We start from the raw sequence: 26,384 nt of genomic DNA, 5'->3' as shown, positions 1-26,384 counted from the left end.
TTTTTACTTACACTGCTGGGAACAGGCTCTTTAATGATGATGTTCCTTGCAGGCGCTTACAGAATCGGTGAGTCGGCGAGAGCGGCGATGTTCATTTATCCCTACCTCCTGTTCCCCGTTATTTCACATCTAAAAGAGATCAACGCGGAAATGTATGAGCGAAATCAATTACTCGCTCTCGTATTTGTTCAGGCTCTCGTAATGCAGCTGTTCGGAGATTATTTCTGGTAACATTCAGCCATTCTCATTAAGCAAGGCGTCATATAAGTTAATGTGTATACTCGCTACCAACTCCCAGGAGTAATCCCGGGTTTTTGTCCGGGCGTTCTGAATTAGAGTATCTATCAGTTCTTCTCTAACTTCCTTCCGCATAGATACTATCTCATTTTGCACCTTATAATATATTGAAAAGTGTCCACGAAGGTGTGACGTATCTACAATTATGAGAAATTATCATGTTTAATATTGAGGATTTAAAAAAAGGAGCGACAAAACTCACTCCTTTTTAAGCTATTCAAGTGGTTACGCAATCCCATACAAGTTCGCCATCTCGACCGGAATATCCAAATAGATTGCGATCTCTCTTCCGATTCTTTTCAAGCGTCTTGAAATTCCAGAGGATGTGCATCCAAGAGCCTTTGATATTTCTTTAACCTTATAACCCTCAATCCTTCTTATGAGAATAAGCCTGTCTCTTTCTTGGAGATTAACCAGAAAATTCTTAAAGTCGATCCTGAAGGCTACCTTATCAGCCGTTGGTGTCGTTCTTTTAAGGAAAGAATCCATCAGTATGTCCTCCGTGACTACACCTTCATTAAGATTCATAAGCTTGACATCATTATTGTAGTATCTGACTTTTGAGTAAACATCCTTAGTTCCGTTATGTCCTCGGTTTCCGAAGGGCCTCCGTTTTTCACTTCTGAGTTCACCTGCCCGGTGTTGCATGTTATTCACCAGCTCTCCAATAGATAGTGCATATCCCCGTGAAAAAGCCGAAGTAAATGCAGTATATGATAGTGAGAGGAGATCTTGCTTAAGATCCGCATCTCCTCTCGATATTCTGCCAGCATGCCTCTCTAGAATGGTGTACATATCCAAATATCCCATAGTTGCCTCCTCTGTTATATGGATTATTATCCTTAGGAGGCTTTCAAATGGGTGTTAGATTTGTTTGTGCCTCCTTACAATATTTGTTTTTCTGGTTTGATTTATTCGATCTCCTTTCATTGAACTCGCTTATTTTCCTGTGTATCTGACCCCGAATCCTCATATTCTTGCAGGTTTCGATAAAGAGTCGTCTTTGAAATACCGAGTGCCTTACATACATCTTTCCCCGAGAAGGATTTATCCTCCATCAACGACAGGGCAAGAGTAATGTTATCCTTATCGAGCTTTCTTGGCCGACCACCGACTCTCTCGCTTTCTCTCGTTGCAGCCAAGCCAGTAAGGGTTCTATCACGTATTATATCTATATCAAACTCAGCCAAAGCTTCAAATACATGGAATATTAGTTTTCCACATGAAGAGCTTGTGTCAACACTCTCCTGCAGGCTCTTGAAGTACATCCTCTTCTCGTTGAGAAGGTTTATAATCTCAAATAGGTGCTTGAGAGATCTCCCTGGCCAATTCTAAACTTCCAGACTGCTAATACATCGTCCTCTCTCATGAATTCTAATGCATTATCTAATACCCCTCGATCAGATTTAGCTCCACTCGCATAGTCTTGGAATATCTCTTTGCAGTCTTCTTTCTTCAGAGCGTCCATCTGCATGTTTAGATTTTGATCTACGGCTGACACTCGGGCGTAACTGAACTTGACAAAATTAACCTCCTCCCAGTGAAATGTGGAAATAGTGAATAGGGAAATGAGATGAAGGTTAAGAAGCCTTCCTTCTCTAATATACATATACGTGGAATTGTAGGGATATTTCAGGAGGGGAATGCAAACCTTTATAGTTTAAATCAATTCCTAAAGAGTCCCGAAAAGGTCAAGAGTAAGAGAAGCTGGTTTCGGGAAATTTCAATCGGGACGGGGATTTAGCACTCGAAAACGGGGTTTTAGAATAGGTTTAAGTTGCTTTTTTCAGATGTTCCGAGAAGGTATTTCATATTAGCCCCCTGCCGATCTATATGTCGAATATGACCACGAATTATATTTTATAACCGTTTAATTTCTATTATAAATTTAATATTCTTTCTCTCATGAAGTTTAAATTTTACTGGACACCTTCTAATATTTCAAGAGATTTCGATATAATTGAGAGGCTATGATATGAGTACAAAAACGGACATCTTTTGCTCAATCAACGTTACGAAATATTATATAGTTATTACCCGTCCTCTGAAATTTTCTCCCTGAAATAGGGTACCGTTTTGCTCAAGCCTTCGGAAAGACTTACCTTCGGCTCCCATCCGAGAAGTTCAATCGCACGGCTGATATCCGGACGCCTGACCTTTGGATCATCTTCCGGCAAAGACAATTTTTCGATTTCAATCTCTTTGCCCGTAGCTTTTCCTATTTCTTCAGCAAAGTCCGAGATGCTTATTTCTTCCGGGTTACCGATGTTGATAGGTTCGTTGCATTCGGATCTCATCAGCTTATATATGCCGTCAACAGTGTCATCGATATAAGTGAAACTCCTTGTCTGGCTGCCGTCCCCGTAGACGGTCAGTTTATCTCCTAAGAGAGCCTGGGTAATAAACGTGGGCAGCGCTCTGCCGTCGTCCAGTCTCATTCTCGATCCATACGTATTAAATATTCTTACTATCCTCGTATCCACGCCATGGTAGCGATGATAAGCCATCGTCATCGCCTCCGCAAATCGTTTCGCCTCATCGTACACTCCCCTCAAACCTACGGAGTTTACATTCCCCCAGTAATCCTCCGGCTGAGGATTGACCTTCGGATCACCATATACTTCCGAGGTCGAAGCAAGAACAAAAACAGCATTTTTCGCCTTTGCCAACCCGATGCTGTTCAACGTTCCCAATGAGCCGACTTTTAGCGTTTGTATGGGATAATTTAGATAGTCTTTCGGGCTCGCCGGTGAAGCGAAATGCAGTATGAAATCAAGTTTCCCTTCAACATAGATATAATTGGTAACGTCATACCGAATAAGCTTGAACATCGGATTACCGATCAGGTGCTTGATGTTATCTTCGTTTCCCGTGAGAAGGTTATCCATGCAAATGACATCGATCCCCTCTGCTATCAACCTGTCACAGATATGAGAGCCCAAAAAACCCATACCGCCTGTCACGAGCGCCTTCACTTAATTATCCACTCTTAGGGGATGTTTTTTAAGTAGCTGAATAATCAGGATTTGTTTCTTTAAAACTTCAATTTAGCGTGAATTAGCCTGAGTAATGACGAAAATGATAGTAGCAAGACTCGCCATTATGCTCGTTGTCTGCGTCAGAAACTCGGAAAGGTCAAACGGCTCACCTACTTCTTTTAGCGATACCTTAATTTCATCTCCCTCATGCACTGTCGGATCAAACCAGAATCTTTTCTGGAATTTGACCACACTGCCGTCCGCGCGGGCTATCAATACTTCTCCCCTGTCTGCATCCCTGTGAAACCCGCCGGCTCTGTTGAGGTAATATCTCGCCTTTTTCCCACTACTGTATTTTATCAATCCGGGAGCGTTCACCGCACCGTTTACATAAACTACTTTTGGACTCTTGGGTATCATTATCTGATCCCCCGGAAGCAAGACAAGGTCTTCCTTCCCCGATCTTTTCTTGAGAACTTTTTCGAAATTGACAACGACTCTTTGTCCATCCCGCGTCAGACGCGCTCCTCTTAAGAATGGATTACCGGTCAATCCGCCTGACCGCTCGACCAAATCAAAAATATCTTCATCCGGTTTCTGAAGCACGTATTCTCCCGGAAATTTTACTTCACCGGAAATGAAAACAACACCTTGCAGCTGCCGGAAGGGATGTCTGCGGATGGTCACTCTGTCAAACTCCTGAAGCAGAAACATTTCGCCGTCCTCTCCGTCATTCGAGAGGATCTTAGGAAGATCGACTTTGATAATCTCCGCCAATATGTTTTCAGAAAGATTCCAGGGATCTATTCTTGCTATCTCTGCCTGAAATCTGAACACATCATCATTCAGCCTTTTCAGGTCGGCACTGTCAAGATAAGTCAATCGCTTGAAGCCAATATCGAGCATTCCTCCCGCTTTGACTACCAAATCGTATAGAGTCATATTTTCCAGAAGATCATATTTTCCGGGGCGCAGAATATGACCTGAAATGGTTACGGTAGGAGCATCTTCCATCTCACGAATCGAATAGATTTTAACCTCGTCAAGCTTTTTCAAAACTATATCGTGCAGGGTATCTCCTTCTAATGCGCTCAACAGGTTAACCTTCAGCAGTTCCTTGGTCGAATCATCGTGTGAGCGCACGATTTCCACCCTATTGAGAAAGGCATCGCCCAAAACTCCACCCGATTCTTCTATTAGATCCGATAAACGCATATCCTGAATCCATTCATACGTACCGGGTCTTGATACGGGACCCTCAACCGAAATCAAATTTCTCTTGAAATCAAGAATTGAAAATACCGACACTACATCGCTGTCTATGAGTTTAAAATCTTTCCGGCTGCCATTCATTATGGACTTATAGTCAATGTCAATTATTTTTCGCTCTTCGGGATATTCGTCCCTTTCTTCGAACGGTACGATCCTGTCTATCTGTATTCTGTCTATAAACGCCGTCGGCTTTAATCCACCCGATATCGTCAGCAGATTCTTCAATCCGTCATTCGTTTTTAATTCGTATAGAGCGGGCCGGTGCACCTCACCTGAGATCGCAACCTGTCTGCCTCTTCTGGGAACGAAGATAGTATCGCCGTCATGTAATCGAATGTCCTTTTTAGTGTTGCCGTACAAAATGTAAGAGTATAGGTCAAGGCTTGCCGCCAGTTTTCCGCCCCTCAATACTCTGATGTCCCTGAAAGAACCCTGACTGTTCGGTCCGCCCGCAAAATACAGTGCATTGAATGAAGTCGACGTTGCCCGCATCGTATACCCTCCCGGTCTGACAACCTCTCCCACGATAAATACACGGATAGAACGAAGGCGGCCTAATGAAACGTCCATAAACGTACTCGGAGAGCCGCTCCTCGGACTTATCCCGGAATACACACTTGATAGGCGATTGCGGATCTTTTCTTCAGACCTTCGCATCGAAATCCCTGTTAAAAATACCTGCCCCACATCGGGAATTAAAACCTTGCCCTCCCTGTCCAGTACCAATTTATAATACTGTTCGGTGTCACCCCAGAGAGTAAGAACAATTTCATCGCCCGGTCCCAGAGTATAGTTCGGATCGACCGGACCCGCATTCAAAGGCTCGAATGAAGTAGGGGATAAATTAAAAATATCATAGCCGAACGGTCTTAGTTTTCCAATTACGGTGGAAGTATCCCGATCGATGGGTAACTCTTCTTCCATTTCGTCCGTTAGCAGGCCTTCTTCGACAAATTCGGAAGTGTCTATTTGCACTTTCATACCGCTTGTCTGCTTAATTTGATCAAGCCAGCGTTTTTTCCTCATTTTGTCGATTTGAATCCGAATTTCAGAATCTGATAATCCGGCAGATTTGAGAAGTTCTTTGACTTCGCTCTCTGTCATCCCGGATTTTTTTGCCGATTCTATCTGCTCTCTGGTCTGGGCGTTAGGATAACTGACGGGATAGGACAATAACACTGATCCCAATAAAATAAGGATGGCAGACTTCAATGTGAAATATTTAATCAAACGTCTTTTACTGATTTTTTTGACACTTTCCGGTGCTTTGCGTTTGTTCATTTTTTACGTACTCTTCAGCCTTGTTTTAAAAACATTCTGTTATTGGGATCCGGGAAGTTCTTTAGTTGGAAAACTGGGTCGCGGGAGAATGACTTATCAGATTAAAAACAAGCATCTCGAACGCGTAATATCTAAAATAATTGCTCATACTAATGTAGAATAGACCTCTCTAAGGGGTAACGCATTTTTGATCCATTCCTAATAATTACCATTTGTTATAATCTCGCAATTTTAGACATTTATGCCATTTCTTTTTAAACCTCTTGAAAGTGTATCTTTTATAGTTAATTGTCAAGCATTTATTGTAATTTAGTCCACTCTATTAAGACTTCACTTTAAGTGATATCTTACCGGTTTTCTCCAGCCAGTCAATATATTTCGTTATTCCTTCCCTGACAGGTGTCACCGGCTTATAATTTAAAAGCCTTTCAGCCTTTTCTATATCAGCATACGTTGTTTTTACGTCTCCCGGCTGCATCGGTAAATATTCTCTTTGAATGTTTTGTTCTGTTAATTCCTCAATCAGGATCAGCAGGTCATTAAGATTTATAGTTTCAGATTCACCGAGGTTAATAATTTCGTATTTCAGATCCTTATCAACTGCGGACATCACTCCTCGAATAATATCTTTGACATAGGTGAAATCCCTTGTTGATGAGCCGTCCCCGTAAACTGTTATCGGCTCTTTTTCATAGGCATTTCCTATAAATTTCGCGATCGCCATCTCGGGACGTTGGCGCGGACCATATACGGTAAAGAACCTCAGACAGGTAACGGATATCCCGTACAGATGCCAGTAGTTATAGCATAAGACCTCTCCGGCAATTTTAGTAGCCGCATATGGAGAAATCGGATTATTCACGTTCATGGTCTCTTTGTAGGGTACTTCCGTTGAATTCCCATAGACAGAGGAGGAAGAAGCAAACACCAGCCTTTTTATCTCTCTCGATTTCATCATTTCGAGAACATTCTGAGTTCCGATCAGATTCACTTCCGAATATCCAACCGGATCCTCAATGGACGGACGGACGCCCGCTTTAGCTGCGAGATGTACTACAACTTCAAAATCGTGATCTTCCGATAGCTTGCTGAGTTCCCCGGGATTTCTTATATCACCTTCCACTAATTTGAATGAATCATAAGAAAGGGCACGTTTAACATTCTCTTCTTTGATTTCGCGGTTGTAGAATGGGTCAAAGTTATCGAAACCGACAACTTGATGCCCTTCGTCAAGCAGCATTTCGCTTAAATGTGATCCGATGAATCCGGCGGCTCCTGTAACCAGTATATTCAATCTGTTTCCCGTGTTTCTATTTCGGTGAAAATTTTATCATTCCTGCTTATTCGACCTCCAAAACGACCCAAAATCTACCGCTAAGATTAGTGAATTACAATAAGGAATCATCATCATTCTTTACCGACTTTAACACAACGGGATAATTTGACTTGATAACTTTACGCTTCGTATATATACTTATCGCTTGAATATTTTTAGAAAGAAAATACCGATATTTACTTATTGATTTACAATAACTTATGGGGATTATAAATGAAAATAAATATGGCTGATCTGAAGAAGCAGCACGACGGAATAATGGAAGAAATAGACCGTGTAATTAAAGAAGTAATTGACAGCAGCGCATTTATTCTCGGTCCTAAGGTCAGGGAGTTCGAACGGAGTTTTTCAAATTTTTCAGGTGCGAAACACAGTGTCGGCATGGCATCGGGTACAGGTGCATTGCACGCCGCTCTGGTTGCGGTTGGAGTCGGCGCAGGCGATGAGGTGATCACCGTTCCATTCACGTTTGCCGCAACGGCGGAGGCGATACATCTCACCGGCGCGAAACCGGTCTTTGTGGATATAGACGAGGCAAGTTTCACTATCGACGTCTCCCGGATAGAAGGAGCTATAACGGAAAGAACCAAAGCTATAATTCCGGTTCATCTTTACGGTCAAATGGCGGACATGGACCCTATCATGAGTATTGCCAAAAAGCGTAATCTACGCGTGATCGAAGACGCAGCTCAGGCTCAGGAGGCTAAATATAACGGAATCCACGCAGGAACCATAGGCGATATAGGCACTTTCAGCTTTTTCCCCGGTAAGAATCTCGGCGCATTAGGAGACGCCGGAGCGTGTACGACCAATGACGATGAAATAGCTGAAAATCTTAGAATGATTATCAACCATGGACAGAGTTCAAAATATGAGCACCGGATAGTCGGTTACAACTACAGGCTCGATTCTATTCAGGCGGCTGTTCTTGACGTAAAATTGAAGTATCTTTCTAATTGGAACGCCAAACGGAAAGAAATTGCCGAACTGTATACAAACAAACTTCGAGAGACCGGACTGAAACTTCCCGCGGTGGCGCCTGGAAGAGAGCACGTCTGGCATCAATACGTTATACGGACAGGAAAAAGAGATGAATTAGGCGCCGCTCTGGCAAAATCGGATATCTCTACGGCAATGCACTATCCGATTCCATTACATCTTCAGCCCTCTTTCGGATATCTGAATTATTCGGAGGGAGATTTCCCCGTGTCCGAGGCTTGCAGTAAAGAGGTTCTATCGCTTCCTATCTATCCTGAGCTCGATTTAGAGAGCGTCGAATGGATTTCCGAAGAGGTTATTCGGATATGCAAAGAATTAGGGATTTAAATTCTAATTCGAAAGGTATCGTACTAAAAAGATCCGACCAGTCTTACGTGGACTTTTCCGTTGGCAAAACTGTCATCCTCTCCAAGTCCGTAATCTATCCCTATCTGACCGATAGCGGTTGATAACCTGATACCTCCGCCATACGAATATTTGGTGATATTTCCCCCCGAATGTCTGCCGTTGATTATCGCTCCATCGCCGAACACGAATATCCTGGACAATTTTCCGGTAATTAACCGGTACTCAAGATTTATCCATCCTACTCTTGATCCCCTGAATTGGTCTTCTCTGTATCCTCTGAGTGTAGTTGCTCCTCCAATCCTATATAATTCGCTAAACGGAACGCCACCTGTGTCGTATTTATTTTCGAGGACGTTCAGTTCAAACGCGGCGACCGTTCCCGATGTGATCCTCTTGTAGTACTCGATCCTCATTCCGATTCGCTTTCCGTTTATCGCTTTCGCATTCCGGTCATTACGCCGAGCCTGACTGATGTTCGTCTCATACAGCAAACCGCCGACGGGGTTTAAGGGAAAATCACGGTCATCGTATATAAATCCTCCTGTGAACACAATCGATGTGTAATCTTCTAATCCATACTGATCTCTTCCGAAGGTACGTGTATTGACGCTTACCCGTGTCGCATCTCCAAAAACCGCTAAATTGAACCGTATGGGAATCTTCAATCTGCCTTCTAAATCTCGTTTTATATATGAAGAGTCCTGAATTAACTGTGTATAAGCTAGCTCGGGTTTCAACGGAAGACCGAACGGATATGGTTCTGTGTAACGGAGATGAAATTCTTCAGTCTGCCGGTCCACTTTCTCCCAACTTGTATTAAGCGCTCTGCCGCTTCCGAATATGTTTCCGAAACCTATATCAATCAGACCCGTGAAAAACCCTCCCGCAGCCTCACTCTTATCCGGGACATAACCGATTATTCCGCTTACCGTGTTGGCGTTTAATTCTTCTAAACTCACTATCAAAGCGTTAGTGGAGTTATTCACTCTCCTTATCCCTATTTGCCGTGCGTTCGATATGTATCCCAGCCGGTTAAGCGCCGAAATTCGCCGATTCAATCCGTCCCACGAGTATTTCAAATTTCCCTTGAACCGCATTTCGTTAAGCAAGAATTTGGGTTTGGTTAATTTAATTCCTTCGAAAATAACACTGTCTATCGTCACCTGTTCACCGGGATCGATTACATAATTGATGTCAATAAGGGTCGGCGCGTCAGGGAGGTGAATTATTGGGCTCACACGCACCTCTGCAAATGGATAACCCAGATTTATCAGCTCGCTTAAAATTTCGCGTGCTTCTAAGCGTACCGATTCCGGGTCTATCGATTTTCCCGAACGATCCTGCAATATTGGAAGGTTTTGAATACCGGAGGAGAGAATCCTCGAGCTGCCGCTAACGAACTTTTCACCCTCATTGATGACAAGAGCTATATTCAATCTCTCATCTGTTCTTTGAACGATGAGAGTTTCAATAGTTGCCGCATAGTATCCCTCGTCAACGTAATATTTTAATATGCTCTTTGCTAATGATTCTGCATTTTGGAACGGTATCGTTTTAATGTAGCTTTGGATACCGGAATTATTCAGAGCATTTATTCCGGAGTAGTTCAACTCGACGGTTTGGGTGAACCCGTATGATGATAATATGATAGACGCAAAGAGCGCTCGAATTATGAACCTTAAAACCATGCGCGCACCTCTGCCCTGCCGATATGCCTCGTCCGGCGCCCGGATTCGTTTCGTCCTTCGTACGTCAGCGAAGCGTTCAGATTACTGCCGAGTCGATAATCTAATCCCACGCTCCATCTGTAATTATTTCCCTCCTTAAATCCGTTAGCCATTTCATATGTGATCGGAACACCCTTTGGGGTTACGCCTACGTTTGCCCAGCCGACGAGAAGTCTGATCATCCCGCGCCCTTTGAGAAAATAATTGTTCCTCAGCTCCAGCTCTCTGAGAGTCGCCTTCAACTCATCCGACCGTTTCCGATCCCGGTCCCATCCGAGCCCGAACTTCGACCCGATTTCTACTTTCCGGTTGGGCAGATGCGACACGTTGAAGCTGAATTCACTTGAGACTACTTCCCTGTCTCTTCTAAACAGAGAATCGAAGTTCTTTATCGTCAAAGAACGGCTTCCTTCAAAATCAAACCTCGTCTGTTCTGATGACGTATTTCTCCATCGGAATGAAGCCTCGCGGGTAAGTCTCTCCTCACTTCCGGTGATAAACTGATTATTTAATTCCTCGAAGTATCTGTATCTCAACCTCAAAGAACTGCCGTTACGCTTTTCTAACAGAATAACATCTTCCTCGAACAAAAGGCTGCCGAGAATTGTCGTCGCACTGTTTCTCAGTTTTGAGTTATTCAAAAGCAATAATGAGCGCGTGTCCGGATCTTTGGACTTTTCATCTATTCTGAGGTGTGTGCGTACCGTAATAGACCGCCAGAATCCGATATTTTCACGGTTTCTTCGCCTCCTCCCCGCTTTTCGTTTAGGTTTGATTGTAATACGCACGCTTGAGCGCAGATCGGTGACCGGCTCATATATCCCGGTCTGCCTTGTTCTCAGAATAAAGTCACCTGCAACATCCGGGACATATTCGTTGGTGTCATCATCAAAACGAAATTGTCCTCTCCCTTCTTCAACTCTAAGGTACACCCTTTCCTGCCCGGCGGTCAGCTCGCTCGCTGCGCGGTAATCCACTGTTATCCTGAGCGCGCCTTCCAACGAACGATAGTTTGACCTGAGCGCCACAAGGTTTGATCTCGTATCCCGAAGATCGTTCCTGAAAATACCTTTAAAATCCCGCGTTCTTCTTGAGATTCGAATAGTCGTTGACAATGATTTACTTGACCGTAATTCGATACCGACGGTTTTGGATATAGCTTTGGAACGAGGTTCACGGATTGCGTCCACATATTGTTCGTCGTTCCGTTCCCTGTACTCGATAAAAGTGTTGACGGCTCCGAAATTATCCGCCTTCAATCCGATAAAATATTCAAGGTACATAAATCCTGTTTTAGTGCTGTCTGTGTCCTCTTTATCCTCAGACTCGAAACCTATTGAAGGAGTAAACGCATTTATCTGTTTTTCAAGCCTGCCTTTTCTCCGTAACCATTTACTGGTAATGCTCTTATCCGGTGTGCCTGAAGATAGGAGTTCCTGGTTTATAAAAATATCGCCCAAAACAGGCACAGATTTTCTTCCTCCTGCTTCAAACCTGTTTGTGTTCCACTTCCGTTCGATCTCAAGTCTTCCATACCTGCCGTACACTTCGTCTCTGCTTTTTCCTTTATAATGGATTCCTGATTCTGCTATAGATTCCGTTCCGGACAGGCTGTCGGGAAGGTTCCATTTGCGGTTGAATTCAATCTCGTCGATTCTGTCAATCCGGTTAAAATTATCGGATATTCTTCTGAATTTCGCATCGACCTTCACTCCTCTATCGCCTGATTTAAAACCGTTATACGTTCCCCGGATTATGAATGCGTTTCCGTTATTGTCGTTATCCCCTATCGAGGAGAAACTATTTCCATCCTTTCGACTCATACCGAGTTCTGATTGTATTTGCAATCTGCCGGTCGGATTAATTTTCACATGGAAGATTGACGCTGATTGTGTTATCGGCGTATGAAGCAGCTTTTTCGCCACGAACGATCCCATCCCGCCGCCTCTATATTTGAAGTAAAAGTTCCCTTCAGGCGATACGAGCAGGGAATCGCCGATCCTGTTATCGTAATCGCCATTCCCTTCGCCTACCCTCGTGAAGATAACGGACCAACTGCCTTTAAAGCTGCCGTCGGTATCCTGACCCACATACCTATAAACAGAATCTCCGAGTTCAGGATTGAATATTTTTATGTATGCTCCTTGTCCGATGCCGATGTTTGTACCCCCGTCGATAAAGGCGCTTTCATCACCGGAGTTGGCAAGAGCGGATATTTCCTTTTCGTTGAAGTCCGTTCCGATAGGATGATTCCGGTCGTCCGATTCTCTTACGTACCTCCCTCCGATTAGAATGTTCCCGTCGTAAACCTCCGTTGACGCTTCGGATGCTATCACACTCCTGTTATAACTCCTGTCTGAATACTCATAGTCGATCAGAATTCGGGAATCTGACGTGATTAATCGGTACGGGGTAAAGGTCAGTTCCGCGTTGCTGTAATCGATAACATAATCACGAGTCTCTCCTCTTATCATCTGCTGACCGTCGATATATACTTTCTCCGAACCGGCTATTATGAACACGTCACTGATCCCGTTCTCCCCCGTCAGTTTGTACGGTCCTTGATTGCTCTCAATTCCGTTTATAGATAGAGTTCGAAACTTTCCCCTCGCCACCGCACCGGTGATCCTCAACTCAGTGCTGCCTATTCTCGCACTGCTTACTCCTCCCTGTAGTTTTCTCCTGTAATTAAGAAAATTTGAGTTATCGAAGTTTACGCCTATGTCTCCCAACTTAAAATCGAAATTGTCTCCTGTAAGGCCTACGAAGACCTTGTCAATTTCCCTGAGTGTCTGCGTATTCCCTTCAGGCTGGATAGGAGTATTCTGGTCGGTCATAGACGCCACAAGGTTTATGCCCTTTGCGATCTCACCGTCGATCTGAAGTCTTAGACCTGAATTCAGAGAGAATCCTTCATTACTGCCGATCCTGAAACCTCTGACAAGCGAACCGCGCGTTCTTAGCTTATCCGGTCTTTTCAATCGGGCTGCTTCGGCTTCAGGGACGGACGACACTGCCGATGTATCGGCGTTCGATGAGTCTTCTTCTATCTCCATAAACCCCTCCCAGTGTCTTTCGACTATAGTCTCAAAAGGTTGATTGACCCTGTAAGTTATTTCAAGCACAGGTCTATCAGTGGTGCGCAATTTCATCTTGATTATTCCGGCATCATAGTCGAGCTCATAATCAATATTTCGTCTTAGGCTGTCCTTTCCCGATAAGATCAGTTCGGATCCTGCTTCTATGAATTTGTGAGGAAGACGATATTCAGTGGTATCCGGCTTGGTTAAAAGCTTATAACTTCTGTCTCTGAGCGAATAATCGGTGATGATCTCGGTTGTTTGGGAAAAGAGCGCCGAGGAGGTCAGCCCGTTGAGGATAAATATAAAAAGAACTGATAAGATGCGGTATAAATCAGTCTTCATCTGTGCACAAAAGTGATTATCCTTTTTTCGTTCGAATCAAGGATGTATAATTTGTTCCCCCGGACAGCTAAATCGATGGGTGACATAAATCCCATCTCGTACTCCGGCAATTCAATTTTCGAATATCCTCTTCCGTCTTTTTCTATCGAATAGAGCGTCATATTTTCCTCGTCGAGTACCAATATCTCGCCTGTTTCCGCTGCGGCTACTATCGAAGGTTCATATTGAAGCCCCTCGCCAAGGATACCGAGAAAGTTACCGAATTCGTCGTACTCCAAGATTTGATTCTTTCCGATGTCTGCGATCAGCACTTTTTCATTTAGACTAACAGCTATGCTGACCGGCTCGATTAATCTTCCCCGACCGTACCCTATGCCTCCGAACTCCAGCAGAAATTGGCCATCGCCGGAAAACTTGATTACCTTTCCGTTTACCGGGTCGGCAACATACACGTTTCCCCTTTGAGATTGAGCTACGCTGCTCGGGTACTCGAATTCCACATCTGCCGATTCGTTATCGCCCTCAAGCGTGGAGATATAATTCAATTCCATATCGAAGCGTTGTATTCTATGATTATTCTTATCTGAAACGAAGATATCCAATCCGGTGACCCATATGTCCGAGGGAGTATCAAACTGTTCTTTTCGCCAGCCGAATCCGCCAATCCATTTTTCGACCCTGCCGTTCTTCGATAACTTGAGAAGCCTGTTTTCGTTTTGATCGATTGCGTAAATATCCCCCGAGAAAGAAACGTCAAACTTTGTCAATCGCCCCCCTTCCGGGCAGCAATCGACAGTTATTTCACGCTCGAATATCCAGCCCGGCTGAGCATACAGCTGCGAACTCAACAGGCTCGCTGATATGTAAATGAATAATTTCTTTTTCAACGTTTAGTCCGGAATAAAACTACTCCCGATCTCAATTATCTAAGGTATTTAACGTTTAAATTCTACCTGTAACCGTGAACGAGAGCTCTCCTCCGGACATATTGTCGAATGAATTGGTAATTTTGTTTCATGTGCGTTGTTTCGCGCCAGCCCTTACCGGAGTCTGGTTTCCGTATAACTTGTAGAGTCCGTAACCGCCTATAAAGATGAATATGATGCTGGTAATCTGCGCTAATGTCAGCCCTCCCAGCAGAACGGTATTTACCCTGTAAAATTCCACGATAAAACGTTGCACTCCTGAGAGTATGAAGTACCACCATAACGGCGCCCACGCAGTTTGAATTTTATTCCGGTTGTACCAAATGATGGAGAAGATAATGAACAGGGCTGACATCTCGTATAATTGCGTCGGGTGCACAGGATAATCCACAGGATCGATCCCGTTTGGAAACGCCATTGCCCAGGGAACGGAAGAAGCTTTTCCCCAGTCGTCGCCTACTAAAAAACATCCTATCCTTCCTATCCCCTGTCCGAGAGCGAGAAGCGGAGCCATAATCCCGGCGGTCACACCGACCGATATCCCTAACTTGTGCGCCCAGAACATGGTTGCCGAGGTACCCCCTATCAGACCGCCGTACCAGACGAGTCCGGCACCGGAGAATATCATACCGAATGGATTCGCAAAGACGGCATCCAAATGGAGCAGGAGAAAATTGATCTTGGCGCCCACCACCCCTCCAATCGCTGCCGCCATTACCAACTCGTAAGCCAACTCCGGATCTTTTTTGATACGGGTCAACTCTTTTCTCAATATCCAGGCGCTGATAAGAAACCCGACAGCCATCATAAAACCGAAGCTTGTGATTTGAAACGGTCCAAGCTTGAACAGGATCGGATACAACTCTGTTAAATCTCCTTAAACATAATTATCGCGATTATTCAACGCCTTTTATAGCGTTAAAGTTCACAAAAGTCGTGGAAATGTAGTCCTTCCCTCACAATAATTCAAGTTTATTCAGAAGTCACCATCAGATACCTGTTCGTCTAATATCCGAACTATTTTCCGTGAGATTTCGGAATCTATAATTCCCGCTTTCACACATTTTTCAACCGTTTTAACGGCGAGTATCCGATAAATATCATGGTCGGTACCATTTCTCTTCAGAGCCTGTAGATGCTTTTTCACCGAGTCGACGTCTCCCCGCACGATCGACCCCGTCAGAGCCGATATACCAGCATCGTTCCAGCCCTTAACGGCGCTTTCAGCCAGCGTGACCACGACATTATCGGGTTTTTCAATCCCTGCATCCGACATCATATCTTTGGAGACATCCAACAGGACGTTAACATATCCGCTCGCGAGTGTGCATGCGGCATGATATAATGATTTCTTTCCTGAATCAATTCGGAATGGAATTCCCCCGAGCTCGTTTACCAGCTTTACACCTTCATCACTATCTTTACCCTCGATTCCGAACCGCATTCCCTCGAAAGAGAGCGGTTTTCCGTCGGGGAACGACGCCGCCGGATGAACAGAAACGATTTTCGCTCCTTTTTCCGATAACGGGTTCATCAGATCAGATTCGTGCAATCCGGAAGTATGAACGACAAGAGTTCCCGTTGCGAACTTCCAATGCCCGTCCAGATTTTTAATCGCTGTCTCGAGCTTATCATCAGGAACCGATATGACGATCAGATCCGTATCTTCGGGAATAAGCGAATAATCCTCACCGTATATCTCGCATCCGATAGCGTCAGCCAATGATTTAGCGGAATCGGTGGTAGCGCTGATAACCGCGCCCGGATAATATCCGGATTTTACTAACGATGTAAGCATTGAGCGCCCCACCCGACCCGCACCGATAACCGCCGCTTTACGGGGCATCTAAATGCTCAATAGAGCTCTCACTGAATACTTCAGCTGAAAAAATTGAAATTTCCGTATCCTCTGATTGCCAGGCGTCTGAAGGCAAATTAGCTTTCAAACAGGAATGTTCGAGAAAGGTATCTCTGTCCCAGTTGTTCTCGGTCGCCACCTGCGGCAGCAACAAACCTTTGTTGAATCCCCTTTTGATAACCAATCCGTGCTTCCCGATTTCAATCTGTTCCGGATCGTCGATTTTTTCGAGCGGAGAGAGCAGCGAAATTTCGAGATCGATCTCATCAAGTTCATTTTCGGTAACCGGCGCAAACCTCGGATCGCGTGTTGCCGCTGCCTCGGACATCTCGATGATGGCGTCCCCGAGTGGCTTGACGCCTTCTATATAACCTATACAGCCGCGCAGCTCGCCTTTTTTATGAAGTGTGACGAAAACACCCATCGGCTGATAATTGATTCCCTTGAGCGAATCGAGACGGGCTACTTCCTCGCCTTTTGCTGCAGCCGTCACGACCTCCCGGGCGGCGCTGAGCATGACACTCTTATCTTCTTCGGATATCATCAGATCACCCTGTGATCGCAGCCGAAAGATATCCTACGACGCTTGAAAAATCTCCACTCACGTCGCCGGAAGTCGCATATTTAAGAACTTTTGAATTTGAAGCTCCCAGCTGCTGAGAAGTCCTCATGACAATCACGAGAGGATTTATGCCGCACGCCTCGCAATTTCCGGCTTCACACTCATCATATAATTCGTCAATGGACATCCTCTCAATGTGATCCGCAGTTTGCCTATCGAGCAAATTTGCCTGCTCCTGATTGTGAAAATGTGAGAGGTCGGTGCTGGCTATAAGCAAAACCTCTTCATCGGCTTCAGAAATGACTTCTGTGATCGAGGAAGAAATTTCGGATGCCATTTCAGGATTAACGTTTCCGATAATAACCGGAACCAGCTCAAATCCGCCGTCAAGAATCAATTGAAGAAAAGGGAGCTGCACTTCGAGAGAATGTTCGGGTCCGTGTCCCTTGGAGGAGAGGCTGAGAAATTCGGATTTATTTGCCATCTCCGCGGATAATTCCCTGTCAACAGGTATATCCCCAAGCGGAGTTGAATAGGCGTCCCCATCGTAGATAGTCCCTCCGATTAAATGTTCATGATGACTTGGAGCCAGTATAACTACTTTTCTAATTTTGCTGTTCTTAAGTAACCCGTAACCATGCCCCGCAACATGCCCTGAATAAATGAGACCCGCGTGAGGGCTAACGAGGGCGATTAATCTCTGGTCCTCATTTAATTTATCTTCGACTTGAAGAAATCCGCTGACAAGCTCTTTCAGATCTGATTTATCCGACGGATAAAACGTTCCTGACACCGCCGGAGCCCGTATATCATTGTACATAAGAAGAATCGGGGTTTAGTTTCATTTCCTTCAATATATCAGACAGTGTCGAGTAGTCAAGGGAATTTTCCCGCTTTCTCACGGAGTTCGTCATAAAAAATGAAGGGTCGACAAATGTTGACCCTTCCGTTCCGTCATATATAAGTAATGAGGTAAATCTATTTGAGGTACATCATCTTTTGCGTCTTCGTATAATCACCTGCGGCATCTACTTCCATATTCGCAATGGGTATTGGTTAAAATAGAGGCGCGATTGGGGTACTATCAAAATATAACGGATCGTCATATTTAATACCTGTAAGATACGGAAAACAAAAGCCTGCCGTCAACCGCATCCTCGTTTATGGTTTTTGTGAGAAAGTTGCTGCTGAAGGAGCGCTCCCAGCTCGTCCTCACGTAGGTCATATCGAGTTTTACCTGCCTGTCCAACAACACACCGATTCCGGTCGAAACGGCGAATCTGTCATCCCCTCCGTCGTCGTTTTTGTAGGGGCTCGGCGTATTCGAAACGCCGAAACGGAGTTTCACGTCGGCAAACGGTAAAAGGTACTCCACTCCTACCCCATAGCCGACACTCGTCGTTAATTCGCCCGCTATATCCCTGTTGATAGAACCGTCAATCGATTCTCCGTTGGCGACGATATCGGATTCAAAATTGATCTGACTAAAATCTACAATATGCAAGTCTGCCGCCCAGAGCAGGTTGCCGACGTTCGAAGAGAGTCCCACGTTGAATTTAAAAGGCAGTGTAACCCGGTATTCGTTATTTCCCGCTTCTGAAAATGATGAATCAGCGTCGTCTATCGATACATTCCACTCGTCGTCAACGTCATAGACGGTAGGTGCCGTTACACTAATTCCCAGCGTGGCTATGTCTCCCCTCAATAACCCCCCGAAAATCAGTGATACACCGTTGTACGAAGGAGAAAAAACTTCTGAAGTGCTCAAGGCGTTTTCAACAATACGCAGGTCGTAGTTATCGTTGCCCCTAAGCCAGTTCAGCGAAGCTCCAAATGATATCCGCGGAGTGATTTCAATACCCATCGCGCCTGTCCATGAATGGATCCCGCCGCCTTCTATCAGATCGACATTCAAGTCCGACTCAACATTTTGAGCGGTCAAACTATTTTCGAAGCTGTGCAGTTTGTTCCAGCCGAATGCCCACACCAGACTCCCGCGAGAGGTAGGTACTTTTATTGCTGCGCCCACCGCATTAAGATTGGTATAGCTTCCTTCTATCACTGAAGCGGGTTTGCCGTCATACGATATATCGGCGTCATGGATAAGATGCCCCATTGAACTGTAAACAGAACTCTTGTTGAGCTGCGTTAATCCTGCCGGATTCCAGAAGGTCGCCGTATAATCGTTACTGACTGCTGTGTATGCTCCTCCCAGGGCTAATGCTCTCGCACCCAATCCGCTGACGCCTCTGAACGGACGCAGCGCATCGCTTAAATCCTGCGCATTAGAATGAATAGCGATGCTGAGGACTATCAACCCGGTTATTCCCGCTCTCTTCAATAGTTTCACGTCCACGCCCTATTTAGAATTATCCGAAGAAGCCTTTGAGAATTAACTGTCTTTTTTTGTTGTATTTCTTTTGCTTGAAGTTTCGCTTGAAGATTTCGGAGGTCTGCTTTTTGGAACCCTCTTCATAGACCTGGAAGCCTTTACGGTGTGTGTGGATTTTGAACTTTTTTTGTTCGTTTTCCTTACCGATTCTGATTTTCCGCTGCCTGATCGTTTTTTATTATGGCCGGACTCAATCGATATTCCTAACTTCTTCTTTATCGCATTCACTATTCCACTGCCTTTACTCCCCTTTGTAGGAATGATAGCTATATTTGGAATCAAATAAGGCAACGGATCGGGGCTTGTTCTCACGCTGCCTGCTCGTTTTTTATTATAGCCAGACTCAATCGATATTCTGTCCTTCTTCTTTTTCGCCTCATGCGTTTCGCTGCTCTTACTCCCCGTCGTGGGGATGATTGCTATATCTGGAATCAAATAAGGCAACGGAGTGGGACTTGTTACCGTATTGCTCGATGAGGTTTGTCTTAAACGGCCATAAGATCTATAGGAATTCGAAGAACCCGGGTTTCCGCTTTGAACATAAACGTATGTATTCGGATAATATGAATAAGGCTGATAGAAAGAGCCGGGGTATCCGGCGTAGACATTGTAAAAATCATTCCAGTAATAATAATCCTGCCACTGATAGTAATAGGGATCATAAAAGTGGTGATCATACAAAGAATAGTAAGGACTATAGGAGTTGTAGCCGAAATAAAAACTGAACCGCCAGTCATTTCTATGGTAATACGGGCGGTACATCGAACGCCAGTACCAGGCTTGGTTGTAATCCCTCAGACTGTACCGGTCCATATAATACGGATCATACTGATAATAATTGTTCCCGGTCTGTAAGGGCTCGGTTTTCGCGTATTCCGAATCTCCCTGATCGGTTTCTTCTTCCTGAGCCGACTGTTCATGGTAACCGTCGTAATATGCGCCGCTCTCAGGATTTCGCGTTGTCGTATAACACGCCTGCACCAATAGCATGAGAAATAAAACCGTTAGAATACCTTTCATCCCTGACCTCCTGATCAAATAACCAATTACAAGGACAAACCTATATATTATATACTAAATAGAATAAAAAGTTCCAATCATTATATTTGGGAGGAGCAATTGATGCTCGATGTTGTATAAGACAATAATCTGTCACTAAGACGCTCTTTATTGGACGTTTTCGGCATTACTATCAAAGAATAGGTTGCGATTATCAAAGTAGAACTTCTAACGCCTCGGCAATTTTATTCATTTTAGCTATTATTGTTATATCATCGTCTGCGTCTCTGATCAGCTCATTGAATTTTTTCAGCTCAGCTTTGGCTTTTTTGTATTCACCCCTGTCGAATAATGCCTGAACAAGTACCGACCTCAAAATGAAGTTGTTCGGGTTTATACCCAATACATTTTCTACAATTTTCTCGGAATTTTCGTAATCTTCATTCAGACGGTATGCTTCTGCGAATCTCCAGTTTAACCAGATCGAATGATTCGCCATATCGGTGTTAAAACATTTTGTCAGATAAATATCAACCGCCTCAGAATATTTACCCATACTCAACATAACCTCAGCTTCCAACATTCCCTGAATAGACACTAACCTTGCCCGGGCGTTTGGATTCTCCGCGGCGAGCTCGATTATCAGCTCATTCATTTCGGCGCTTTCATCCAAAGCTGAATCTATATCTTTTGTTATTGTATAATAAATCCCTTTAATCAGGTGTTTAATAGGCTTGGTCATTTCTTTCGATGCTAAGATATTCAGTCCCTCGGTATATGAATTAAATTCATCGTGCCGATCAGTTAGAAGCAGCGCCATATATCTGTTTGTGACCGCTTCAATTATAATATTTTCCCCCGGATTAAGATCCTGCGCTCGTTTATAATGATGTACGGCTTTGGTTACCTGCCCCCTGCCCAGGTAAGCATTTCCGAGGTTTTTATGAATTGCGGAGCCAAGAAAATTGTTTGTTTCGTTTAATTCGGGTTTTATCTCAAGAGCCCTGTTAAGATTCGAGATCGCTTCTTCATATCTCCCGACCCTTATCAGTATTTCTCCGAGGCTGTCGAAGGGGTTTGCCTTTCCGGGCGCCTTTTTCGCGTACTCCTTCAAATTTTCGATTGCCTCATCGTACCTTCTCAACTCGGCATACATATAACCTAAGATGTTATAAACCGGCGCGTAATCCTTATTTATCTTACGAACCAGTTCGTACTCGGTTATAGATGCCTCAAAATCTCCTTCACGCGCGGCAGATCTGGCTTTGTAGAGGTGCGGCTCGATTGTATCAGGATATTTTTGATATAATATTTCGATTAGACTATCTGCAACCGGCTGGTCATATTCGCCTCCCATGTTCCTGTGGATCTCTATTATCAGCCCTTCCCTTTCACTCACATACTCTTTAAAAAGGGCTGCTTTTTCGACCATCTGACGGGATTTTAAGTAGTCGCCTTCGGCCAGATATGAATGATGTAGTTCTAAATACGCCATTGCGAATTCATTGTCTAATTCGACCGCTTTCTCTAAAAGCTTAATCGCATCCTTGTGATAGAAGTTCTGATTGTTGTCCACTCCCTGCAAATATAGCTCATACGCTTCTTGCGATAACGTAGTGACATCCGGGGATTTTCGTGTTCCGGCTGCTATTACCGCCAATACAACGATAATCATCACGGCTATACTTATAATTATTCTTTTATTCATATCGTCTGAATCTAAGTTATTTCAATCCTAACTTTTTATCCCGTCCCTCATCTCCTTGGAAACACTCTACCACTGTGTAATATACGAACAGGACATATTTTTTGTTACAATTTTCACTGTTATTTTACCATAGGAATCCTAATTTGAGACAGAAGCAAGGTAATAAAAGAGTTAATATTATAAATAACAAAAACTTAGACGATATTCGGAAAACCATATTGAGCGAAGCTGCTGAACTCGATTCTGCTGAAAAAAAGATGGAGTTTCTGTCGACGGAGCTGCACAAAACTTTCGAACATTATTACTGGGTCGGATTTTACATCCCTGATGGTGATGCTATGACACTCGGACCAAGCGCAGGTCCGCCGGCATGTTCCTCTATCGGATATCAGGGTGTTTGCGGCGCGGCATTCAAATCAGGCAGGAGCCTTATAGTTCCCGACGTCGAAAAATTTCCGGGACATATAGTTTGCGATCCTGAATCAAAATCTGAGATCGTGATACCTGTCAAAAACTCCGAAAACGCTGTTTTCGCACTGCTCGACGTCGACAGCGACACGATTGATGCGTTTGGCGAGAAAGACGCCGAATTTCTGGAAAATATTGTCAGTGAACTATTCAGCTGATTGATCTGACAGATCACTCTCCCAGCCGTATAATCGCCCCGGTAATCTTTGCGTCGATAACTTTTTGATTTTCGGCATAATCCATGACCACGTCAGATAGGATTATCTTCATATCCTCCCTTATCGAAGGGACAAAACCGAAATAATACTCAGGTTGACTGTATAAAACAAAATCGAGTGTTCCGCCTTTATAAGTAGCGGATGGATCGATGGGAGTTCCTCCTACCATCGCCTCAACGAGCTCAACGTTTTCACCGTTACTCCTATATTTATAAGAAATACCGGATACCTGCAGTTCTTCCTGACCCGACCTCAATCCGATCTCGGCATTGAATCTTATTAGGTTAAGAAGTTCCTCCCCGCTGACCTCAAACGTCGTCAACGTATTGTTAAAGGGCAGCATTTCTACAACGTTAAGTTTTGTAAGAGGACCGGCGCTGACTCCTTTCCTTATGCCGCCGCTGTTTATGATTCCGAAATCCGATTCAGTGGCCTCTTTAATAATCGATGCCACCCAACTTCCGACGTTGGATTCACTTCTCGAGCTAGGCACGAAATTATTCACGAGAGTAGCCAATGTATCACCGTACATTTTCAGGATCGATGCGGAATATCCGTCAATTATCTCTGAAATATCCGGATCAACGGTTACCGAATCCACCCACAGTTCGAGCAATCTGCCGTTATATTCCGATACCGTGTCTGCCTGAACCAATACTTCTAATCTTCCGAGATATGACGTTCTCGATCCCGCTTGAACTATGAGCACTCCGTTCTCAACAAGCGGTTCAAAGAGCCGTGAGTGTCTGTGTCCACCGACAATAATATCAATGCCGGGAACGTTTCTTGCGAGTTCCTTACCTTCCTCCTGACCTGCGTGAATCAGCAATATGATCAGATCGGTTATCGGATCTATCTCCTGCACGATAGGCTTGGCTATCTCTACTAAATTACCGCATACAATTCCCGTAATCTGTGATTTGAGTACCACGTCGTAAAAGTGCTTGGTCATGAGCCCGATTACGCCTACTCTCAACCCTGCGATCTCAATGATCTTGTAAGCATCCGGTGCGATTAGATCACCCTCTACATGGAGGTTTGCGCTGATGATAGGAAAAGAAACATGGTCGAAGTAATTGCTGACGTTTTCCTGACCGTTATCGAACTCATGATTGCCGAGTGTCATAATGTCATAACCCATAGTTTCCATCATTTTCAGCAATGCGCCGCCCTTAACTCCGTTATCCTCCAAGTTCGACAGAGGAGTGCCTGTCATCAGATCCCCGGCGTCCAATAGAAGAGTAGGAAGCCCAACCTCCCTTTCCCTTGAGATATATGCGTCGAGAGCGCCGAAACCCCCGATTAACGGTTTCTCCTCAGCATCAACCCAGAAAGCCTCCAGCGGAACGTACTGGGCATGCATGTCATTTGTGTGGAGAATCAATAGCCTTACCGGTTCATTCTGAACCTCTAACGGTTTTGTCTCGGAATATTTAGGCGAGCATGAAGAAAAAATAAGAAGAAGACCTAACAGTGCTGCAAATGTTCTCTTCCCGGAATAAAGAGCGCTGTGTGATTCAGCGCCCGGCACGTAACTAATAAAAGTCTTTCTCATTTCACCTTCCCTTCCTTTACGTTAAAGTTAATATTTCTCATCTTTAATTCATCCATAAATTTATCAAGTTTTAAGGCTTTCTCCTGCGGAAGCGCTCCGGGTCCGTTTGTGTTCCCTCTGGCAAGCATCAGCCCAACGATAGCCGCGGGATATCCGGTCATGCGCATCATCGAGGTCATCGCATTCTCATCGTCGTAACGGTCAATGATTTCCCACGTGGATTTGAGTTTTTTCCCTGATTTAACTCCGGACACTTCGATTTTAACAAGCGTGACGTCCATTCCGTCGGAAGGAAGATTTTTTTCGAGCATTGCCGCTAACAACTCCCTCGGGACCACCTTTCCCGAGCCGAGTTCTACTTCATCTAAATCCGCTAAACCTATATCGAACATGGCTTTTATCAGATTGCAGTGGCCCTTATACCTTATGGTTTTATAATCGAGATTTTTTACTCTGCCTAAATAGGTTTCGGGAAGTGTTGATGTCCCCCCAAGAGTATAGAACGCCTCCATCTCCGGGAATTCTTCCCCTATGCCGATCTCTTCCAAGCCGCTCATTGCGGGTTTAAGCTCGATCTTTCCATTTGAGATGGTTACCGCTTCGCCGAGATATTCGTTCAAAAGACCATGAACCGAGAAGAGCTGCATATAATTTAACGGAGGGACAGGATTCACAGGCAGACCCCCGACACGGATCTTGACACTGTCGACCTCCTCGAATTCTTCAATCAGATAAGCGGCAGCGGCGTTCGCCAATCCCGGCGCTAATCCGCAGTCGGGAATCAAGGTAACGTTATTGGCGATGGCTTTTTCGTTCAATTTCAACTCTTCATGGACTATATCCGTGTTGCCGCCCAGATCGCAGAAATTACATCCCGTTTCCACGGCGGTTTTCGCTAAATTCAAATTGTACATATAGGGAACGGCGCTGATCACCACTGAATTACCAGCCATAAGTGATGCCGCATCGCTCAAATTAGTTACATCGAGTATTGCGCTGTGCAGTTTCGGGTTCTCAATTCCGTGGAGTGAGGTCTTTATCTGGTCTTCCGACTTGTCGGCAACGATCACTTTTTTAACGTCCTTCTGCTTCAGGCAATCAAAAGCGATTGCTCTTCCCATTCTGCCTGCTCCGAGTATAAGGATGTTCATCGTAGGATAAACCGCCTACTCGACCCAGTCGGCGATAAATATATTGGTTTCTCCCCGAACTTTGTTGTTACGGTTGGATGCGAAAACAAGTTTAGTCCCGTCCTTCGAAAAGACCGGGAAGCCGTCGAATGTCGAATTATATGTTACCCTTTCCAATCCGCTTCCGTCTATACTTATCATCCAGATGTCGAAATCTCTCCCCTTCGGGTCTGCCATGTTAGAAGCAAATATTACCCTGCTGCCGTCAGGATGAAAATAAGGCGCGAAGTTCGCTGCTCCGTTGTCGGTTATCTGTACCTTATCCGAGCCGTCAGCGTTCATAACGAATAGTTCGAGTCTGCCCGGACGGATCAGGTCCTGTCCGAGTAGGTTTTGGTAGTCTGAAATCTCCGATGAGTCCGAAGGGTGATATGCCCGATACACTATTTTGGAAGCATCCTTATTGAAAAAAGGTCCTCCATCATAACCTATTTTATCTGTAAGCTGCCGCGGATCGGTTCCATCGGAATTCATCACCCAGATATCGAGGTCGCCGCTTCGCTTTGAAGTAAACACAATTTTCTGACCATCCTCCGACAGTGTCGCTTCCGCATCATAACCCGGTTCATCGGTCAGTTTATGAAGCTCCGTTCCATCTTCATTTGCGACGAATATGTCATACGACGGATATACCGACCAGGTGTAGCCCTGAGAGAAATCGGGTTCAGGGGGACACTCAGCTCCTGCTGAGTGCGTTGAAGAGTAGAGAATTTTTTTGCTCCCATACATAAAAAAACCGCAGGTCGTCCTGCCGCTGCCCGTGCTTACAAGCCTTTGGTTTGTGCCGTCCACTCCCATAATGAAGATCTGGTCACAGTTGAACACCCCCCGCGTAGTCTGGAATA

At 44.7% G+C, this 26,384-nt stretch carries 20 protein-coding genes and 1 pseudogene; 3 read left to right on the top strand and 18 right to left on the bottom strand.

From position 1 onward, the window contains the following. Positions 1-33: 33 nt before the first annotated feature. Positions 34-231: a hypothetical protein gene (locus IID12_03800; GenBank protein MCH8288217.1), complete on the top strand. Its 198-nt coding sequence runs from the start codon at positions 34-36 to the stop codon at positions 229-231. 291 nt (positions 232-522) lie between these two features. Here the strand turns inward: IID12_03800 and IID12_03795 are convergent, their stop codons facing one another. From IID12_03795 to IID12_03775, 5 genes and pseudogenes are all read right to left on the bottom strand, one after another. Then, positions 523-1,107: a sigma-70 family RNA polymerase sigma factor gene (locus IID12_03795; GenBank protein ID MCH8288216.1), complete on the bottom strand. Its 585-nt coding sequence runs from the start codon at positions 1,105-1,107 to the stop codon at positions 523-525. Between the two features lie 116 nt (positions 1,108-1,223). Further along, positions 1,224-1,906 (bottom strand): annotated as a pseudogene (locus IID12_03790) (recombinase family protein). 424 nt (positions 1,907-2,330) lie between these two features. Further along, positions 2,331-3,272, bottom strand: a complete 942-nt coding sequence (locus IID12_03785) for an SDR family oxidoreductase (GenBank protein ID MCH8288215.1) — start codon at positions 3,270-3,272, stop codon at positions 2,331-2,333. 72 nt (positions 3,273-3,344) lie between these two features. Continuing rightward, positions 3,345-5,720, bottom strand: coding sequence for an SLBB domain-containing protein (locus tag IID12_03780; GenBank protein ID MCH8288214.1), 2,376 nt, complete (start codon positions 5,718-5,720; stop codon positions 3,345-3,347). Positions 5,721-6,150: 430 nt separating this feature from the next. Beyond that, positions 6,151-7,122 (bottom strand): GDP-mannose 4,6-dehydratase, encoded by a 972-nt coding sequence (locus IID12_03775; protein ID MCH8288213.1) that lies wholly within the window; start codon positions 7,120-7,122, stop codon positions 6,151-6,153. A gap of 255 nt (positions 7,123-7,377) precedes the next feature. Here IID12_03775 and IID12_03770 point away from each other — a divergent pair, with 255 nt between their 5' ends. Continuing rightward, positions 7,378-8,490: a DegT/DnrJ/EryC1/StrS family aminotransferase gene (locus IID12_03770; protein MCH8288212.1), complete on the top strand. Its 1,113-nt coding sequence runs from the start codon at positions 7,378-7,380 to the stop codon at positions 8,488-8,490. Between the two features lie 23 nt (positions 8,491-8,513). Here the strand turns inward: IID12_03770 and IID12_03765 are convergent, their stop codons facing one another. The 10 genes from IID12_03765 to IID12_03720 form a co-directional block, all read right to left on the bottom strand. Further along, complete coding sequence (locus tag IID12_03765) at positions 8,514-10,199, bottom strand: BamA/TamA family outer membrane protein (GenBank protein MCH8288211.1); 1,686 nt, start codon at positions 10,197-10,199, stop codon at positions 8,514-8,516. Continuing rightward, positions 10,190-13,663, bottom strand: coding sequence for a hypothetical protein (locus IID12_03760; protein ID MCH8288210.1), 3,474 nt, complete (start codon positions 13,661-13,663; stop codon positions 10,190-10,192). The genes IID12_03765 and IID12_03760 overlap by 10 nt, the downstream gene beginning before the upstream one ends. Continuing rightward, on the bottom strand, positions 13,660-14,550 hold the full coding sequence (locus IID12_03755) for an NHL repeat-containing protein (protein ID MCH8288209.1): 891 nt from the start codon (positions 14,548-14,550) through the stop codon (positions 13,660-13,662). The genes IID12_03760 and IID12_03755 overlap by 4 nt, the downstream gene beginning before the upstream one ends. Positions 14,551-14,677: 127 nt before the next feature. Continuing rightward, positions 14,678-15,451 carry a prolipoprotein diacylglyceryl transferase gene (locus IID12_03750; protein ID MCH8288208.1) on the bottom strand — a complete coding sequence of 258 codons (774 nt, stop codon included), beginning with the start codon at positions 15,449-15,451 and terminating at the stop codon, positions 14,678-14,680. Between the two features lie 114 nt (positions 15,452-15,565). Beyond that, positions 15,566-16,435, bottom strand: coding sequence for a DUF2520 domain-containing protein (locus tag IID12_03745; protein MCH8288207.1), 870 nt, complete (start codon positions 16,433-16,435; stop codon positions 15,566-15,568). Continuing rightward, positions 16,425-16,994, bottom strand: coding sequence for an AmmeMemoRadiSam system protein A (gene amrA, locus IID12_03740; protein ID MCH8288206.1), 570 nt, complete (start codon positions 16,992-16,994; stop codon positions 16,425-16,427). Before amrA ends, IID12_03745 begins: the two co-directional genes overlap by 11 nt. 1 nt (position 16,995) lies before the next feature. Continuing rightward, the gene (gene amrB, locus IID12_03735; protein ID MCH8288205.1) at positions 16,996-17,829 is read right to left on the bottom strand and encodes an AmmeMemoRadiSam system protein B; all 834 of its coding nucleotides are present in this window, start codon (positions 17,827-17,829) and stop codon (positions 16,996-16,998) included. A 288-nt stretch (positions 17,830-18,117) separates the two neighbouring features. Further along, on the bottom strand, positions 18,118-19,359 hold the full coding sequence (locus tag IID12_03730) for a hypothetical protein (protein MCH8288204.1): 1,242 nt from the start codon (positions 19,357-19,359) through the stop codon (positions 18,118-18,120). A gap of 42 nt (positions 19,360-19,401) precedes the next feature. Beyond that, positions 19,402-20,421 carry a hypothetical protein gene (locus IID12_03725; GenBank protein MCH8288203.1) on the bottom strand — a complete coding sequence of 340 codons (1,020 nt, stop codon included), beginning with the start codon at positions 20,419-20,421 and terminating at the stop codon, positions 19,402-19,404. 193 nt (positions 20,422-20,614) lie between these two features. After that, complete coding sequence (locus IID12_03720) at positions 20,615-22,108, bottom strand: tetratricopeptide repeat protein (protein ID MCH8288202.1); 1,494 nt, start codon at positions 22,106-22,108, stop codon at positions 20,615-20,617. A 143-nt stretch (positions 22,109-22,251) separates the two neighbouring features. Between IID12_03720 and IID12_03715 the strand changes: the two genes are divergently transcribed. Beyond that, entirely contained in the window at positions 22,252-22,734 is a 483-nt protein-coding gene (locus IID12_03715) for a GAF domain-containing protein (GenBank protein MCH8288201.1), read from the top strand. A gap of 13 nt (positions 22,735-22,747) precedes the next feature. Here the strand turns inward: IID12_03715 and IID12_03710 are convergent, their stop codons facing one another. The 3 genes from IID12_03710 to IID12_03700 all read right to left on the bottom strand — a co-directional run. Further along, positions 22,748-24,349 (bottom strand): bifunctional metallophosphatase/5'-nucleotidase, encoded by a 1,602-nt coding sequence (locus IID12_03710; GenBank protein MCH8288200.1) that lies wholly within the window; start codon positions 24,347-24,349, stop codon positions 22,748-22,750. Then, complete coding sequence (locus tag IID12_03705) at positions 24,346-25,500, bottom strand: saccharopine dehydrogenase NADP-binding domain-containing protein (GenBank protein ID MCH8288199.1); 1,155 nt, start codon at positions 25,498-25,500, stop codon at positions 24,346-24,348. The genes IID12_03710 and IID12_03705 overlap by 4 nt, the downstream gene beginning before the upstream one ends. Positions 25,501-25,515: 15 nt before the next feature. Beyond that, positions 25,516-26,384, bottom strand: an 869-nt coding sequence (locus IID12_03700) for a TolB family protein (protein MCH8288198.1), incomplete at its 5' end; no start/stop codon positions are given.

This window comes from Candidatus Neomarinimicrobiota bacterium (assembly GCA_022567655.1).
Classification (GTDB): Bacteria; Fidelibacterota; SORT01; order SORT01; family SORT01; genus JADFGO01.
Note: the sequence above shows the minus strand (reverse complement) of the source record. Positions and strands in the feature narration are given on the sequence as shown.

Coding starts and splice junctions, on each gene's coding strand:
- IID12_03800 (MCH8288217.1), top strand. CDS start 34: ATGATGATGTTCCTTGCAGGCGCTTACAGAATCGGTGAGTCGGCGAGA.
- IID12_03795 (MCH8288216.1), bottom strand. CDS start 1,107: ATGGGATATTTGGATATGTACACCATTCTAGAGAGGCATGCTGGCAGA.
- IID12_03770 (MCH8288212.1), top strand. CDS start 7,378: ATGAAAATAAATATGGCTGATCTGAAGAAGCAGCACGACGGAATAATG.
- IID12_03765 (MCH8288211.1), bottom strand. CDS start 10,199: ATGGTTTTAAGGTTCATAATTCGAGCGCTCTTTGCGTCTATCATATTA.
- IID12_03760 (MCH8288210.1), bottom strand. CDS start 13,663: ATGAAGACTGATTTATACCGCATCTTATCAGTTCTTTTTATATTTATC.
- IID12_03745 (MCH8288207.1), bottom strand. CDS start 16,435: ATGCCCCGTAAAGCGGCGGTTATCGGTGCGGGTCGGGTGGGGCGCTCA.
- amrB (MCH8288205.1), bottom strand. CDS start 17,829: ATGTACAATGATATACGGGCTCCGGCGGTGTCAGGAACGTTTTATCCG.
- IID12_03725 (MCH8288203.1), bottom strand. CDS start 20,421: ATGAAAGGTATTCTAACGGTTTTATTTCTCATGCTATTGGTGCAGGCG.
- IID12_03720 (MCH8288202.1), bottom strand. CDS start 22,108: ATGAATAAAAGAATAATTATAAGTATAGCCGTGATGATTATCGTTGTA.
- IID12_03710 (MCH8288200.1), bottom strand. CDS start 24,349: ATGAGAAAGACTTTTATTAGTTACGTGCCGGGCGCTGAATCACACAGC.
- IID12_03705 (MCH8288199.1), bottom strand. CDS start 25,500: ATGAACATCCTTATACTCGGAGCAGGCAGAATGGGAAGAGCAATCGCT.